The following is a 15,649-nucleotide window of genomic DNA, read 5'->3' on the forward strand; positions in this document are numbered from 1 at the left end:
GGCAACTGCTGTTCGTTCCGGCAGGCAATCGTCAAAACGCGAACTGACTTTATTTCAGGCCGAGCATTTACCCATAGTTGCCGGTTGGTGTGGGCTTGCGGAATTGGAACCGACTCGGCTACGGCGTAATCTGGTGGTTTCGGGACTGAATCTAATCGGTATGCGCTCGCCGTTTCCCAATGTGGTGTTGGAATGGGCAGTGGGTGATGAAGTGATTATCCAAATCACCGGGCCTTGCGATCCGTGCTCGAAAATGGCGGCCGAATTGGGTGTGGGCAGTTATAACGCGCTACGTGGTCATGGCGGGATGACCGCGCGAATTTTGTCCGGCGGCTTGATTCGTCTGGGTGATCGGATGCGGCTGAATGCGATCCGACATGTGGAGTAATGTAGGCTGGGCTGAACAGCGTGAAACCCAGCCAGAAACGGTCAGGCCCTTTGTCGCTGTAATACCAACGCGGTTTTGGTGAAGGCTTGCAAAACTGGCCCCGCGCCAGCAATAGCCACAGCATCCACCAAACAATACCAGGCCGCAACGCCGCTGGGCGGATTGCCTTGCGGTAGGTGTGAGGCTGGATCAATCTCGGCCCAGGCCCAGGTGCCGGCGCTGGTGCCGACGATTTCCAGCCAAGACGTGATAAAGAACGCGCCCAAGTAAACCATAGGCGAACGGCCTTTGAATAGGTAGCCCAAGAACACCACAAACAGCACGGCGCCGATAATATCCAGACGGCCAAAGCCGCTGAGTCCCCAAGCCACCCAGGCGCCGCAGACTGCAACCACGAATACCGCAATGCGGCGGGCGTGTTGCTGAAACAAGCCGGAGCGGCCCAGTGCTACGGCGGTCAGATACACCAGGCCATGGCCGGCGGGCACATAGGCCGGCACGTTACCGAAGCGGTAGATATAGCCTTTCATGTAAACGGAAGCGAAATACTCGCCGATTACCGCAAACGTCACCGCCACCGCCACTTGCGTGCGCACATATTTACATTCCCCGCGCAGCCAGGCGATTAAAAACAGCCAGCCGAAAAACGCCAACACGTATTGCATAAATTGCGGGGCGAAGCCGTCCATCGTCAAGCAGATGGTGGTGGTGACAAAAGTAAACGCCGCAATCTGATAATCGCGTTTGTGGTGTTCGGCGACGGTATTGGCGGCTGGGAAATGCGGTAAGGAAAAGAAACTCATGGCTTAGACAAAGGCGTAGGCAACGGCGATATAACGCAACACTTTACCTAAAAAAATCGCCAACAGCGAGGACAGTATGGAAAGTCGTAACCAGCCGCCGGCAAAACACAGGCCGTCGCCGACCAATGGCAGCCAGGAAAACAACAAAGCCCAGCTGCCCCAGCGGCGCATGGTATCTAAGGATTTTTGATGTTGTTTGGCTAGTGCTTCGGCGGGGTATTTTTTGGCGGCCCACAAACCCAGCCACCAAGTCGTCATCGCGCCCAGCGTGTTGCCAACGCTGGCGATGGCTACCAACTGGCTGACCGAATGTTGCTGGCTGTTAACCAGGTAGGCCAATATCGCTTCGGAACCGCCGGGGGCGACGGTGGAGGAGATGAAGGCGCTGATAAATAATCCCAAAGGACCGAGCGATTCTAACTGCATTGGTTTAGCCCATAAAAAAGGCTGCGTTCAGGTAATTAGTTGAAAGTAGGTTGGCACTGTCATCCGGCATGGATTCACTTCGAGCTATAAAGGGTGCCGGGATCCAATCCATAAGGATGTGAAAGCTTTCGCCATCCATGGCTTCTAAGCCTCGGCTGTACGCCGGGGCGACGAGAACGACAACGCGAACATAGCGCATAAAAAAAGCCCCTGAAACAATTGTTTCAGGGGCTTTTTGCTTAGCCTTTATTTGTCAGGTAAGGCGATGACGTTTTTGCCGGATACCATTTTGATCAGTTTGCCTATCAGTTGTATGACATAACCGACGCCATGCGCGACTTGCTCCAGCACGGTAGCGATAATCTCGCCGGCGCTCATGCCTTTAAAGCGTTTTGCCAGCCAAGGTGCGGCAATAAAGCCAATAGCCAAACCGATCACTGTGGTGCCGGAAATAATCGAATCATCGACTGCCGCAACCGGGGCTGGGGTCGCCGTAACTGCCGGGGCTGCCACAGGCGTGCTGGGAGCCGGCGCGTCGAGTACTGGATCATAAGGTTTGCCGCTGTAATCGTCCGGGAAAATCGCGGCGGTTACCCCAGGAATGCTGGGTAAGTCTTCGCTGCCTTTGCCGACTTTCAATTGGGCTTTCATGCCTTTTTCCATGTGCTGCGCGATGTCGCAATGCACTAAGTAAGTTTTGTCTCCCGGTGGCAGGATCAAGGTGCCGGATACTTTGCCGGGACCGCTCACTTCCAAATGGAACATGCCTTTCGGGTACAAATATTTCGGTAAGCCATGCATCATCCATTGATGGCGGATATCATCTTCGTTGATGAAATGTACGGTGAGTTTGGTGCAAGGTTCGAATTGAAATTCCTGCTGATCGAACGCAAACATGGTGCCGGGGAATTTCTCGGAATATTTGTGTCCGGCATGCACGGTAATTTCCTTGGTCGCGGCGATTTTGTCGCAGCCGCCCGGCAAGGTGTCGGTGTTTTGGCCCATGACCATGCCGCCATCCATATCCATCAAATGACCGTCGCCGTGGTTCATCATCTGGTTGTGATCCTGGATTTCTTTTGCGGACACAGTATTAACAGACAAGGCACAGACCAGTGTGGCAAGTGATACGAATTTGACCATTATTGCATTACCTCGAAGGGGCGTTATGTATAGCGTCGATTATGCCGCGATAGTTTGGATTGACAAGGCTGCCGGAAAGTACGTTATTCCGCCGCGCAGCATAGGCGGAATAACGGTTCTTGCGGCGTGATTCTTAGATTTCTTTCGCTTTACCGATCAACTCGTCGACTTTGCGTTTGAAGCCGGCGTTAGACAGATAAAAGATGTACAAGCCTGCGAACAATACCAGTGCATACAGGCCATAGCTGCCTTTGCTGGTAGGTTGGCCGGCGCCGGCTTTAAAGCTCATATGAGCATCTAATCTTTCGCCGTTATCTTGCAGCAGCGTGATGTGGATCAGGTGTTTGCCCGCTTCTTGCACGCCTTGCGGCAGGTTCAGAATCACGGTGCCGGATTTGTGTTTTTCGGCGGCTTGGAAAAATACGCGTTTGCCTTCAGGTTCTTTCGTTACTTCGAATTCGATAGCCATGCCGCGGTAACGTTGATCTTGATAGTCGAATACCAATTGAGTCAAAGTGTTGGTATCGGGAATGTTGCCGCAGAACTCTTCCGCCGGATAGGCATTAGGCTGGTAGGCGGTGTAATGGATCCAGTGATCTTTTTCCAGTTCGAACTTACATTGGTCAGTATCGGTACCCGCCGCGCCACCGTGCGCCCACACCGCTGATGAAAAAATCAGGCCCAACAAGCCCAGTAAACCGTTTCTTAATATGCGAGAGCTTCTCATAAATACCCTTCCCGTGTTAATAAATGCTGTAGTTTTTATTATTTTTCATGTGGTTATACATGAACTTGTTTAAACCATTGGCGAACGTAACTGCCTGATTTCGATCAAAACAGCGACTAACTCTAGCACATCGCCATAGCCAAAGAAAGGCTATCGTGCCGTAGTTGAGATGATCGATTCAAGCTGTAATTTTTTTTGTCAGCAATCAAAGACAATCCTTATAATGGGGTTATGAATCATTCCTTTAAATTGTCTCTGCCTGTTCAGGTCTACTGAAATATCCCCTATCCGGTTAATCAAATAACAACAATATGTCCAAATTAATAAACTCTGCCGAATGGAATGCCGTTAAGCAACATCACCACGAGATTGCCGGCAAATTTTGCATGAAGGATGCGTTCGATAAAGATCCGCAACGCTTCGACAAGTTTTCCGTGACATTTAACGATTTGCTGTTCGATTTCTCTAAAAATCTAATTACCGAAGAAACTTTGCCTTTGTTGATCAAATTGGCTAACCGCGCAGAACTCTCTGCCAAGACCGAAGCCATGTTTTCCGGCTCCATTATTAATACCACGGAAAAACGCGCTGTCTTGCATACCGCCTTGCGCAACCGCAGCAACAAACCGGTATTGTTTCGCGGCCAGGATGTGATGCCGGAAATTAACAAAGTGTTGGCGAAAATGCGGGTATTTACGGAACAAGTGCGTTCCGGCGCCTGGACAGGCTACACCGGCAAAGCCATTACCGACATCGTCAACATCGGCATCGGCGGTTCCGATTTGGGCCCCAAAATGGTCGATACCGCGCTGGCGCCCTACGGCAAGGACGGCTTGAAAGCGCATTTTGTGTCCAATGTCGATCAGACAGACATCGTCGAAACGCTGAAACCGCTCAACCCGGAAACCACGCTGTTTTTGATTTCCTCAAAAACCTTCACTACGCAAGAAACCATGACCAATGCCCGTTCGGCGCGTAATTGGTTCTTGCAGGCAGCTGTCGATCCCGCGCATATCTCCAAACATTTCGTGGCCATCTCGACCAACGTCACCAAGGTTAAGGAATTTGGCATCGACCCGGACAATATGTTCGAATTCTGGGATTGGGTCGGTGGCCGCTATTCCTTGTGGTCCGTAATCGGCATGTCGATTGCCCTATACATAGGTATGGACAATTTCGAAGAGTTGCTGATGGGCGCACACATTGCCGACGAACATTTTCGCAGCGCCCCATTCGAAAAGAACATCCCGGTCATCATGGGCTTGCTGGGTATCTGGTACAACAACTTCTTCGAAGCGGAAACCTACGCCATTTTGCCGTACGCGCAGTCTTTGAAATTTTTTGCCGATTATTTCCAGCAGGGTGATATGGAAAGCAACGGTAAAAGCGCCACTATCAGCGGCGATAAAGTCGATTACAACACCGGCCCGATTATCTGGGGCCAGCCCGGCACCAACGGCCAGCACGCGTTTTTCCAGCTGATTCATCAGGGTACCAAGCTTATCCCCGGTGATTTCCTGGCGGCGGCGCAAAGCCAATACAATTTACCGGATCATCACGACATCCTGATCTCCAACTTTCTGGCGCAAGCCGAAGCCTTGATGCGCGGTAAAACCGAGGCCGAGGTCAGAAAAGATTTGAGCCACGAGCCCAACCTGGATGACGCCTTGATTGCCTCGAAAATTTTCGAAGGCAACAAACCGTCCAACTCGTTCTTATTTAAAAAGCTCACCCCCAGAACCTTGGGCACCCTGATTGCGTTTTACGAACACAAAATCTTCGTCCAAGGCGTGATCTGGAATATCAATTCCTTCGATCAAATGGGCGTGGAATTGGGTAAAGTGTTAGCGCGGGCCATCCTACCGCAACTCAAAACCGAAGACGTCGTCACCGACCACGACAGCTCTACCAACGGCCTGATCAATGCTTATAAGCGCTTGCGGAAATAAGCGCAGGGCATTCACGCCGGGTCTTCGGATTGATCGACGCTAGATCATCCCGGCCCTCTTCGAGGGCCAATGCCATAAACTTAAGGGTTAACCGTTCGTCTTTATGCCCTGCGGGTACTGAGCAAAGTAAGCCATCTTCGGGCATATGGTGTTACCAAGAAATAGCCACTGTTTGAAACGATTTTTAGATTTTTTGCTCGCTTAAAATTCTACGTTGTCAGATTCTCAAAGGTGCACGTCATTTTTGCGGATTGCCGAATTCAGACTCAATTAATGATCGAAGCCATGCCTCCATGTCTCTCGATGCCCGCTCTTGTCCCTATGTGGGTATCCGGACGGGCCTGCGGCGTTGGCTGAACGTTGGCAAAGTAGCAGTAAGCAATTTTTGTAAAAACTGGTCGACGTCCCAAGCAGCCTTTCGACAGGCTCAACAATACCCAGGGGCATAAAGGCGAACGGGTATTAAAACGTCAACGCGCCGTATCAATAGACGAGTACTTCGATGATAGGTCGCGTCCACAAGGCAAGCGGCAATTTCATTTACTGCTGGTATTTACCGACCGCTTGATCGCGCAACCTGCATTCATCCGCCAATAAGCTAGGCATTATCTATATCGATCATTTGCTTTTGAGTCCAATATCTAACCCGAGAATTTTTGGCAATCCGTTAGATTGACGCTAACGAAAAATGTCAGCAATAATCTTTTCTCTATAGGAAATTCAAGAAAATCAGGTTATGGAACAACTCACCGATCTCAAAGCCATCCTCCACTCCAAACGCGCCAACATCTACTATCTGGAAAAATGCCGGGTGATGCAGAAAGACGGCCGCGTGCTGTATTTGACCGAAGCCAAGGATGAAAACCTGTATTGGAATATTCCCATCGCCAATACCACCGTTATCCTGCTTGGCACCGGCACCTCGATCACCCAAGCGGCGATGCGCATGTTGGCCAGCGCCGGCGTCTTGGTCGGCTTTTGCGGCGGTGGTGGCACGCCCTTGTTTAGCGGCTGCGAAATCGAATGGCTGACCCCGCAAAGCGAATACCGCCCCACCGAATACATCCAGGGTTGGTTAAAATTTTGGTTCGACGACGATCAACGCTTGGTGGTCGCCAAAGCCTTTCAGCAAGCCCGAATCGATTACCTGCGCCGGGTCTGGAATAAAGACCGCGACCTGCAAGCCGAAAACATCTTCGCCGACGACAGCACCATAGCCGCCGCGCTGGACGGATACGCGTCGCAAGTCAAGCAGGCCGGTAAAGTTGGCGATTTGCTGCAACGCGAAGCGCTGTTGACCAAACAACTTTACCGCTACGCCGCCCAAGCCACCAAGCACACTGACTTTAGCCGTGACCACGACGCGACTGACCTGGCCAATGGCTTTTTAAACCACGGCAATTATCTGGCTTACGGCCTCGCCGCCACCACGTTATGGGTGCTAGGCATTCCGCATGGCTTTGCGGTGATGCACGGCAAAACCCGGCGCGGTGCCTTGGTATTCGACGTAGCCGACTTGGTCAAGGATGCCATCGTCCTGCCCTGGGCCTTCGTCTGTGCCAAGGAAAAAATGAACGAACAGGAGTTTCGCCAGCAAATCCTGCAAAAATTCACCGACCACAAAGCGCTGGATTTCATGTTCGAACAGGTCAAGCAACAAGCGACTCAATCCCCTCTCCCTCAGGGAGAGGGCTAGGGTGAGGGTAATATCATGATGGTCACCTTCGTCAGTCAATGCCAGAAAAAAGCCTTGGCCCGCACCCGTCGCGTGCTGGACGCCTTCGCCAACCGCATCGGCGACAACACTTGGCAGACCGTGATTACCGAAGAAGGCCTGCAAGCGGTGAAAAAACTACTGCGCAAGACGGCGACGAAAAGTACCGCCGTTTCCTGCCACTGGCTCAGGTCGCGCAGCCGCAGCGAATTGGTTTGGATAGTCGGTAATCGCCGCCGCTTTAACTCGGCAGGCATCGTGCCGGTCAACAGCACGCAAAAAACGGTCGTAAACAACCACTGGGAAAGCGACTGGCACTATTTGCCTCTGATCAAGGCGCTAACTGCTTCAGCTGCGTTATTTCACGACTGGGGCAAGGCCTCGTTGTGTTTCCAAAACAAACTTTTGACCAAGCAGCCGCCGGACCCGCTGCGCCACGAGTGGATGTCGTTAATGCTGCTGAAAGCGTTCATCAACGGCACAACCGGCGACGCCGAATGGTTAAAGCGCTTGGCGGACGGCGTGATCGACGAACAGGCAATCCAGCAAGCCGTCCGGCAAACCACCAACAAGCCGATGACCGATTTGCCGGATGCCGCCGGCTTGATCGCATGGTTGGTTGTTACGCACCACAAGCTGCCAGATTTTAGAACTAAGGACGCCGCCAAAGTATGGCAAGACGAACCCGCGCCGAATCTGCGCAAAACCCTCGCTTACATCACCGCCGACTGGGGTTATCAGAACGAGGCCGACGCCGACCGACTGAACCAATGTTTCGAATTTCCCCACGGCCTGCTCAACCAATCCGTGCCCTGGCTTAAGCAACTACAAACGGCAGCGACCAAACTGCAAGCTTGCCTGCCGATGTTGGCACAAGCGATGACCGACGGCAGTTACCGACTGGTGCTGCACTATTGCCGATTGAGCCTAATGCTGGGCGACCACAACTACTCCTCGCAAGACGCCGACAAAAACTGGCAACCAGCCGTGCCGCTTTACGCCAACACCGATAAACATGGCAAACCCAAACAACTGCTGGACGAGCACTTGGTGCGGGTTGCGAAACAGGCCGCGACCGTCGCTCGCCGCTTGCCCTTATTCGAATCCGAGCCGCCGCCGGTTTACGACGTAAAGCGGCTGAAACAAAAAAGCGCCGATGCCCGTTTCCGCTGGCAGGACCAAGCCGTGACGGCCATCAAGGCCTGGAAAACCGCCCGGAATTTGGCGGAAACCCGTTTCGGTTTCTTCGCGGTCAACATGGCCAGCACCGGTTGCGGCAAAACGCTGGCAAACGCCAAAATCATGCAAGCCTTGTCCAAGGACGGTGAAAGTTTGCGTTACGCTTTAGCCTTGGGTTTGCGGACTTTGACGCTGCAAACCGGCGATGAATATCGGGCGCGCATCGGCCTGGATAACAGCGAATTGGCGGTGCTGATCGGTTCGCGCGCGGTGCTGGAACTGCATAATCAAGCCCGGCAAAAGACGGAAGCCATAGCGGCTGACGAGAAAAGCGGCTCGGAATCGGCCGAAGAATGGTGGGACGACAACGACGTCGATTTCGACATTCCCGACCAAGCACTCAGCGCCTTAAGCACGCTATGGACCGATAGGGCCGGCCAAATTGACCCGCGCAAGCAAAAATTCCTCTACGCCCCGGTGCTGGCCTGCACCATCGATCATTTGATGGCGGCTACCGAAACCCGGCACGGCGGGCGCTACATCTTGCCGAGCTTGCGGCTGATGTCGTCGGATTTGGTCATCGACGAAATCGACGATTTCGACGGCGACGATTTGATTGCCATCGGCCGCTTGATTCACCTGGCCGGCATGTCCGGATGCAAGGTAATGATATCCTCGGCGACGATACCGCCGGCCTTGGCCGAAGGTTATTTCAACGCCTACCAGGAAGGTTGGCGCTTGTTTGCCCAGGCTCGCGGTTTGAACAGCCAAATCGGTTGTGCGTGGCTTGACGAATCCGACTGCGAAATTGCCACACTGCAAAACGCCGATATTCAAGCATACCGGCAAACGCATTGGATCTTTGTCGAAAAACGTAGCGCCAAGTTGCAAAACATCCGGCAAAACCCCGCCAAACGCATCGCCGAAATCGTCGATTTTTCTCCGTCCGAGGATAACAGCCTGTCCGTCGAGCAGGCTTACTTTAAGACAATTCAAAATACGGTCGTGGAGCAACATCGCCGCCATGCCGAGATCGACACAAAGAGTGGCAAACGCATTTCATTCGGCGTGGTGAGAATGGCGAACATTCCTCCGTGCATCGCATTGACCCGTTATCTGGCGCAATCGCAGGATTGGCCGGACGATGTCGAGATCCGCATCATGGCCTACCATAGCCAGCAGGTCTTGTTATTGCGCCACGAACAGGAACGGTATTTGGATGCAGTGTTAAAACGCGACCAACCCACTGCTGTGTTCGACGACTCTGTAATCCGCCGACATATCGACCGCTGCCAAGCCGACAACCTGATTTTCATCCTGGTGGCGACGCCGGTCGAGGAAGTCGGCCGCGACCACGATTTCGATTGGGCGGTGGTCGAGCCGTCGTCTTACCGCTCCATCATCCAGTTGGCCGGAAGGGTGTTGCGGCACCGGTCGCAGACGCCGAAAGCGCCGAATATCGGCTTGCTGCAATACAACTTGAAAGCGCTGTTGCAAGGTGACGATAAACCGGCCTTTTGCCGTCCAGGCTTCGAAAGCCCGCGCCAGCGCTTAGCGACGCATGACTTGAAACGGTTGATCCCCTCTGAACAATTGCAGGCTATCACCGCCGCGCCGCGTATTCGCAGCAACGCCGAACTAAGGCCGGCCGAGAATCTGGCCGATCTGGAGCACCATTGCATTCAGAATTTGCTGACCCGCTACGACCAATGCGGCCCGGAAAGCCTGCAAGGCTGGCTCGGCGGATGTTGGTGGTTGACGGCCTTGCCGCAACATCTGACCCCGTTTCGTCAACCCGATAAGCAGCGGATTTTATTCGACCTGCCGGACGAAAAATTCGATTGGCGGTTCGTCGAAAAACTGCCGCAAGGCGGCACCAATACCGTTGAAGGCAATTGCAAAATTGAGCGCGTGGCACTGAGCGAATTGGAACGGGAAAGATGCTGGCTGTATCGGGATTACGCCGAGCTTCTCGAGCGCCACGCCGAGGAAAAAGGCTGGTCGCTAACCGATGTAGCTTTGCGTTACGGCGAAATCAATGTGCGGATTGACGACAACGATTTGTTGACTGGCGAACGCTTTGCCTATTGCCAGCAATTGGGTTTTTGGAAGCTTGGTAAAGATCAACGTCGCTAACACTTAGTTTGTGACGGGTTACGAGCCTTCGGGCCGTAAACTGGTCGCCACCGATAAAGCACCTAATTTCTTATTACTTTCGAAGGCGCGATTGATTCAGGGAGGCGTTGAATTTTTTCATTGGAAAAATATCCTTCCCGAATGCTAGAGTATCCAAAGGTATTACCTTTTAATAACAAGGTGCTCACTATGGCCACATCCATCAAGATAGACAATGATCTCAAATTCCGGATTCAGCACTTGGCCGAGTTGCGGCATCGTTCTGCCCATTGGATTATGCGCGAAGCAATCCGCGATTACGTGGAACGTGAAGAATCCAGAGAAAGTTTCAAGCAGGAAGCCTTGGCCTCTTGGCAAGCCTATCAAGAAACCGGCAAGCATTTAACCGGCCAGGAAGTGGGCGACTGGCTGAATACTTGGGGTACCGATACGGATCAAGAGGCACCTGAGTGCCACGAGTAATTGTCACAGAAGGGGCGATACAAGGCTTGGAGCGCTGCCGTCGATTCCTTATTGCCAAAAATCCTTTGGCGGCAAAACGTGCGAGTCAGGCCATATCGGGACAATTCCAACTTTTAGAATCGGAGCCCGATATTGGGAGGCCCTTGCAAGACATCCAGGAACTGCGCGAGTTGATTATTCCGTTCGGCGATTCCGGTTATGTGGCGCTCTATCGCTATGAACCGGGTGCCAATGCGATTCATGTCCTAGCTTTCCGACATCAAAAAGAAGCGGGTTACTAATTTTTTCCGAATTCCATGGCGTCTCTAAATAGGAACGCTATAGGGTGTCTCGGAAAGCTTCATTTTCAAAAATCCGACTCAATAAAAACAAGATTTCCGGTCATGCAGGCCGGGTTGTAAGCTCTCAAACGTCATCGGCAACCATATTTAGTTAGGTCTGCAAGGCTCTAGCCTATGCTCTACTGCGCGAAAAACCGAACAAGGACTGCAAACATGTTGGAACCCTCAGTACAAAGTTTCCTGTCGGAACGGCAAGCGGCCTGGCTTAAAGAAAAATTGAAGTCGGCCAAAACCGAAGCCGAGCAACAAGACGTCGAACGCCAAGCCGTCGATAAATTCGACATGGCGAATTGGTTACCGGATGCCGCCAAGCGGGCCGGAAGTCTAGCCATCACTAGCCATGCACCTAAATTTAGTAACCCATTTATAAAGAAAAAAAATGTCAGTGCAGTGATTGCACTCTGTAAATTTGAACCAGATGGTTTTTTACGGAGTGGTAATGCTGCAGCCGATTTCGACGTATTCGGCGATGCCGCGGCGCTTGATGTCCACAAGTTTCTATCCTTGCCGCTGAGCGACGGACAAACGGTGTTGGCGCATCTGGAACAGGATACCCCGTTGATCCAACAACAATTCAATATACCGACAGCCTTCCGGGAACTGCGGCAAGGCTTGCTGAGCATCAAATCCACCGACACTGCAACAGCCAAAACCTCGGAAAAAATCAAACAAGTCTATTTCCCGGTCGACGACGGCTACCACTTGCTATCGTTGCTGACACCGTCCGGGCTGATGTTCAAGCTCAAGGAACGCATCAACACGTTACGTTTTTCCGAGGCCGCCAAACAAGCCCGCACAGACCGCCGCAATCAAGAGCACAACGAACACGGCTTTGACGAACTCTACAACCTGACCGTGATCGGCTTCGGCGGTACCAAGCCGCAAAACATCAGCGTGTTGAATAACCAGAACGGCGGGACCGCTTATCTGTTGCCCTCGCTGCCGCCGACTTTGGAACTGCGCGCCACGCTGGCGCCGAAAACCAATTTCTTCCTGCAAAGTCTGTATCTCAAGGATTACCAGGACAAATTCAAAGCTTTGCATAAATTGTTTCTCGACGCGGTGCCCAACAACATAGCCGTGCGCGAAGGCCGGGATTACTGGATTTTGCAGATCGTCGAACAGCTGATGGAAAAGGTTTGGGCGATTCGCGAACTACCCGGCGGCTGGTCGGAAGCCACCGCGTTGCCGCCGGCGCAAAAAATCTGGCTGGACGCGGCAAACAGCGAAAAACGCGACAGCGAGGACGAATGGCTGGACGACATCATCGTTGCAGTGGTGTCGTGGCTGGGTATTGCCTATAAAAAAACCGTTGGCGAGCAAAAAGCCATCCCTATCGGCGACCCCGAGTCCAGGGCGTTTCGGCAACTGCTCACCGAACATCGGGAGGTATTGCGATGAACCGTTTCCTGATCGTTCCGCGCCTGAAAATCCACAACGCCAACGCGCTGTCCAGTCCTTACACCATTGGCTTTCCGGCCATGACGGCTTGGCTGGGTGGCGTGCATGCCCTACAACGAAAACTCAATGCCGCATCGTTCGCCGAGCTGCGTTTTAACGCCTGCGCCGTGTCTTGCCATCAAATCGACCTGCAAACCTACCAAGGCCGCGGCGATTACGTGCATTCCATCGTCGGCACCGGCAACCCGTTGGACAAAACCGGCGACCGGCCGTCTTTCATCGAAGAAGCCCGCTGCCATCTCAATGTCACCTTAGCCATCGAATATCAAGGCGTGGATATAGGCGATACCGACGAATTTTTAGCCGCCGTGCAGCAACAACTAACCACGATGAAACTGGCCGGCGGCGACATTCTGTCTTTCAAAAAGCCGGAATTGCTGAAAATCGACGGCGACATCGAACTCGGCAAACTGACCCGTAAGTTGATGCCCGGCTACGTCTTGCTGGAACACCGCGCGCTAATGGCCGAAGCCATGCAAGAGGGACAAGATGCTATCGACGCCATGCTGGACTATTTGACCGTCCACCACCGCAGCCAAATCGATGCCGACGGGCACGTGACTTGGAGCGCCGAGCGCAAAACCAAGGGCTGGATCGTACCGATTGCCGCAGGCTTTCACGGCATCGGCGATCTGGGCTTTGCCGAGCAGCAGCGCGACCCGAATACCCCGCACCGTTTCGCCGAAAGCCTGGTCACCTTGGGCGAATTCGTCATGCCGTACCGGCTTAAACATCTGGACCAACTGCTTTGGCGCAGCCGCTACGACGCGCAAAACAAGCTGTATTTAATCGAACAACACTCCCGCAACGCTTAACGGCAAGGACAACATCATGGCAAAAACAGACAAAATCGCCGCGGCAACCGTACTGGCTTTCGAGAAAAAACTGGTGCCGTCCGATGGCCGGCTTTACGGCGCGCAGTGGGATAAACGGCATGAAGCGGCGGAGCCGCTGAAACTGCAAGAAAAATCCGTACGCGGCACCATTTCCAACCGCCTGAAAAAAGCCCTGCAAGACGACCCGGCCAAATTGGACGCCGAAGTCGAGAAGCCCAACCTGCAAACCGTGGACAGTTGCGCATTGGGCAGCGAACAAGACACCTTAAAACTCAGCTTCAGCCTAAAAGTGCTGAGCGGCGTCGAGAAACCATCTGCCTGCAACAGCGCCGAGTTCGCCGCCAGTTACCAGCAAGCCGCCAACGGCTATATTCAGGCCGAAGGTTTTAAAGAACTGGCCAAACGCTACGCCACCAACCTAGCCAACGCCCGCTTCCTGTGGCGCAACCGGGTGGGCGCCGAACGTATCGAAGTGGTGGTCAGTGTCCGTAAAGAAGGACAGCAAACCGCGTGGACCTTCGATGCCAAAGCCTTTAATTTGAAAGACTTCGACCACAACCACTCCGATGTCGCCGCGCTGGCCGACAAAACCGCCGCCGCCCTCAGCGGCCAGAGCGAGTTTTTGCTTTTGACCGTCGATGCCTACGCCCAAGTCGGCCAGGCGCAGGATGTCTACCCCAGCGAAGAACTGGTGCTGGACAAGGGCAACAGCAAATCCAAAAAAAGCAAAATCCTCTATCACATCGATGGCCAGGCCGGCATGCACTCGCAAAAAATCGGCAATGCGCTACGCAGCATCGACACCTGGTATCCAGTGGACGAAGACAATCCGTTCATCGGCCCGATAGCCGTCGAACCCTACGGCGCCGTTACCAATCTGGGTAAAGCCTTTCGCACCCCCAAAGCCAAGGCCGACTTTTACACGCTGTTCGACCGCTTCGCGCGCGGTGGCGAATTGAGCCAAACCGAGCAACATTACGTGATGGCGGTGCTGGTGCGCGGCGGCGTGTTCGGCGAAAGCGGCAAGGATTGAGCCATGCGCTTTTATTTGGAAATCACCTTGTTGCCCAATCCTGAGGTTGGGCTGAATTTTTTGTGGTCCAAAGTGTTCCAGCAACTGCATTTGGGTTTCGTCGAAATGCAAAACGAGGAACGGCGGGGCGCTATCGGTATTGGCTTTCCGAAATACCGGGCGGAAGAGAAGCGGCTTGGCCTAGGCGACAAATGCCGCCTGTTTGCCGAAGATGAATCAACGTTGCAACGCTTTAATGCCACACAGCGTCTGGCCCGGTTAAGCGATTACGTGCATTGCACCGGTGTCCGACCCGTACCCGACAAACTGCTGGGATACGCGGTTTATCGGCGCGCGCAACCCAAGACCAACCCGGAACGATTAGCTCGGCGTTATGCCAGACGTCACGGCGTCGATTTGGCGACCGCGCTGAACATGACGGTGGAAGTGCGCGCCGCGGCGGAGAACGAGGTGTATCCGCTGGCGTTTCGTTATTGCGATATGCTCAAGCCTTCGGTGGCCTTGCCGTTTATTCGTCTGCAAAGCTTGAGTGGCGGGCAAACCTTCTGTTTATGGGTCGCCAAAACCGAAGCCACCGCGCCGGTGGCCGGCAATTTCAACGCCTACGGTCTGAGCAGCGTCGCCACCGTACCGGAATTTTGACCCAAAATTTTCCGCTCTTTAACAATATCAACTAAATCAGCCGGTTACGAACAACGGTTTCGCGGATGGTAAAAACAGGTCAAACCGTCCGCAACCCTTGTCGCGACCAGCTTCCCGTTAATTTATAATCGGTCCGCCGCCGCACAGGCGGCTTAGAAAGTTATTTGCACGGGCGCTGGCGCCATTATTAAGTCCGCCGCCGCACAGGCGGCTTAGAAAATCACCAAGCCGGACGGCTCTATCATGCATCCGTCCGCCGCCGCACAGGCGGCTTAGAAAAGGATTGATTGACGATGATGAGCACAAAAGCGGTCCGCCGCCGCACAGGCGGCTTAGAAATGCCGTCGCCAGCGAGCCGCACAACATGGAAGTCCGCCGCCGCACAGGCGGCTTAGAAAGGCAGCATTTT

At 53.4% G+C, this 15,649-nt stretch carries 14 protein-coding genes and 1 CRISPR repeat array; of the genes, 10 read left to right on the top strand and 4 right to left on the bottom strand.

Going from position 1 to position 15,649, the window contains the following annotated elements:
- On the top strand, positions 1 to 388 hold a 388-nt coding region (locus NP589_RS19670; protein WP_256608492.1), incomplete at its 5' end, for an MOSC domain-containing protein.
- A 41-nt stretch (positions 389 to 429) separates the two neighbouring features.
- Here the strand turns inward: NP589_RS19670 and NP589_RS19675 are convergent.
- The 4 genes from NP589_RS19675 to NP589_RS19690 all read right to left on the bottom strand — a co-directional run bounded on the left by NP589_RS19675 (position 430) and on the right by NP589_RS19690 (position 3,487).
- Positions 430 to 1,191 carry a hypothetical protein gene (locus NP589_RS19675; RefSeq protein WP_256608493.1) on the bottom strand — a complete coding sequence of 254 codons (762 nt, stop codon included), beginning with the start codon at positions 1,189 to 1,191 and terminating at the stop codon, positions 430 to 432.
- A 3-nt stretch (positions 1,192 to 1,194) separates the two neighbouring features.
- Complete coding sequence (locus tag NP589_RS19680; RefSeq protein ID WP_256608494.1) at positions 1,195 to 1,617, bottom strand: YqaA family protein; 423 nt, start codon at positions 1,615 to 1,617, stop codon at positions 1,195 to 1,197.
- A gap of 246 nt (positions 1,618 to 1,863) precedes the next feature.
- The gene (locus NP589_RS19685; protein WP_256608495.1) at positions 1,864 to 2,760 is read right to left on the bottom strand and encodes a cupredoxin domain-containing protein; all 897 of its coding nucleotides are present in this window, start codon (positions 2,758 to 2,760) and stop codon (positions 1,864 to 1,866) included.
- A 133-nt stretch (positions 2,761 to 2,893) separates the two neighbouring features.
- A complete protein-coding gene (locus tag NP589_RS19690) occupies positions 2,894 to 3,487 on the bottom strand; it encodes a hypothetical protein (RefSeq protein ID WP_256608496.1) in 594 nt (197 codons plus the stop codon).
- 311 nt (positions 3,488 to 3,798) lie between these two features.
- Between NP589_RS19690 and pgi the strand changes: the two genes are divergently transcribed.
- From pgi to cas6f, 9 genes are all read left to right on the top strand, one after another.
- Entirely contained in the window at positions 3,799 to 5,436 is a 1,638-nt protein-coding gene (gene pgi, locus NP589_RS19695; RefSeq protein WP_256608497.1) for a glucose-6-phosphate isomerase, read from the top strand.
- Between the two features lie 736 nt (positions 5,437 to 6,172).
- A complete protein-coding gene (gene cas1f / locus NP589_RS19700; protein ID WP_256608498.1) occupies positions 6,173 to 7,132 on the top strand; it encodes a type I-F CRISPR-associated endonuclease Cas1f in 960 nt (319 codons plus the stop codon).
- A gap of 15 nt (positions 7,133 to 7,147) precedes the next feature.
- On the top strand, positions 7,148 to 10,465 hold the full coding sequence (gene cas3f / locus NP589_RS19705; RefSeq protein ID WP_256608499.1) for a type I-F CRISPR-associated helicase Cas3f: 3,318 nt from the start codon (positions 7,148 to 7,150) through the stop codon (positions 10,463 to 10,465).
- A gap of 189 nt (positions 10,466 to 10,654) precedes the next feature.
- A complete protein-coding gene (locus tag NP589_RS19710) occupies positions 10,655 to 10,927 on the top strand; it encodes a CopG family ribbon-helix-helix protein (RefSeq protein ID WP_064008739.1) in 273 nt (90 codons plus the stop codon).
- The gene (locus NP589_RS19715) at positions 10,915 to 11,208 is read left to right on the top strand and encodes a type II toxin-antitoxin system RelE/ParE family toxin (protein ID WP_256608500.1); all 294 of its coding nucleotides are present in this window, start codon (positions 10,915 to 10,917) and stop codon (positions 11,206 to 11,208) included. The genes NP589_RS19710 and NP589_RS19715 overlap by 13 nt, the downstream gene beginning before the upstream one ends.
- 213 nt (positions 11,209 to 11,421) lie before the next feature.
- A complete protein-coding gene (gene csy1, locus NP589_RS19720; RefSeq protein WP_256608501.1) occupies positions 11,422 to 12,669 on the top strand; it encodes a type I-F CRISPR-associated protein Csy1 in 1,248 nt (415 codons plus the stop codon).
- Positions 12,666 to 13,544, top strand: coding sequence for a type I-F CRISPR-associated protein Csy2 (gene csy2, locus NP589_RS19725; RefSeq protein WP_256608502.1), 879 nt, complete (start codon positions 12,666 to 12,668; stop codon positions 13,542 to 13,544). Before csy1 ends, csy2 begins: the two co-directional genes overlap by 4 nt.
- A 16-nt stretch (positions 13,545 to 13,560) precedes the next feature.
- The gene (gene csy3 / locus NP589_RS19730) at positions 13,561 to 14,598 is read left to right on the top strand and encodes a type I-F CRISPR-associated protein Csy3 (protein ID WP_256608503.1); all 1,038 of its coding nucleotides are present in this window, start codon (positions 13,561 to 13,563) and stop codon (positions 14,596 to 14,598) included.
- Positions 14,599 to 14,601: 3 nt separating this feature from the next.
- Complete coding sequence (gene cas6f, locus NP589_RS19735; RefSeq protein ID WP_256608504.1) at positions 14,602 to 15,240, top strand: type I-F CRISPR-associated endoribonuclease Cas6/Csy4; 639 nt, start codon at positions 14,602 to 14,604, stop codon at positions 15,238 to 15,240.
- 131 nt (positions 15,241 to 15,371) lie between these two features.
- Positions 15,372 to 15,638: a CRISPR direct-repeat array (repeat unit 28 nt; unit sequence GTCCGCCGCCGCACAGGCGGCTTAGAAA).
- Positions 15,639 to 15,649 lie beyond the last annotated feature (11 nt).

Origin of the sequence: Methylomonas rosea, assembly GCF_024505055.1 — a bacterium.
GTDB lineage: Bacteria > Pseudomonadota > Gammaproteobacteria > Methylococcales > Methylomonadaceae > Methylomonas > Methylomonas rosea.

Coding starts and splice junctions, on each gene's coding strand:
- NP589_RS19680 (WP_256608494.1), bottom strand. CDS start 1,617: ATGCAGTTAGAATCGCTCGGTCCTTTGGGATTATTTATCAGCGCCTTC.
- csy1 (WP_256608501.1), top strand. CDS start 11,422: ATGTTGGAACCCTCAGTACAAAGTTTCCTGTCGGAACGGCAAGCGGCC.
- NP589_RS19685 (WP_256608495.1), bottom strand. CDS start 2,760: ATGGTCAAATTCGTATCACTTGCCACACTGGTCTGTGCCTTGTCTGTT.
- pgi (WP_256608497.1), top strand. CDS start 3,799: ATGTCCAAATTAATAAACTCTGCCGAATGGAATGCCGTTAAGCAACAT.
- csy2 (WP_256608502.1), top strand. CDS start 12,666: ATGAACCGTTTCCTGATCGTTCCGCGCCTGAAAATCCACAACGCCAAC.
- NP589_RS19675 (WP_256608493.1), bottom strand. CDS start 1,191: ATGAGTTTCTTTTCCTTACCGCATTTCCCAGCCGCCAATACCGTCGCC.
- NP589_RS19690 (WP_256608496.1), bottom strand. CDS start 3,487: ATGAGAAGCTCTCGCATATTAAGAAACGGTTTACTGGGCTTGTTGGGC.
- cas6f (WP_256608504.1), top strand. CDS start 14,602: ATGCGCTTTTATTTGGAAATCACCTTGTTGCCCAATCCTGAGGTTGGG.
- cas1f (WP_256608498.1), top strand. CDS start 6,173: ATGGAACAACTCACCGATCTCAAAGCCATCCTCCACTCCAAACGCGCC.
- csy3 (WP_256608503.1), top strand. CDS start 13,561: ATGGCAAAAACAGACAAAATCGCCGCGGCAACCGTACTGGCTTTCGAG.
- cas3f (WP_256608499.1), top strand. CDS start 7,148: ATGATGGTCACCTTCGTCAGTCAATGCCAGAAAAAAGCCTTGGCCCGC.
- NP589_RS19710 (WP_064008739.1), top strand. CDS start 10,655: ATGGCCACATCCATCAAGATAGACAATGATCTCAAATTCCGGATTCAG.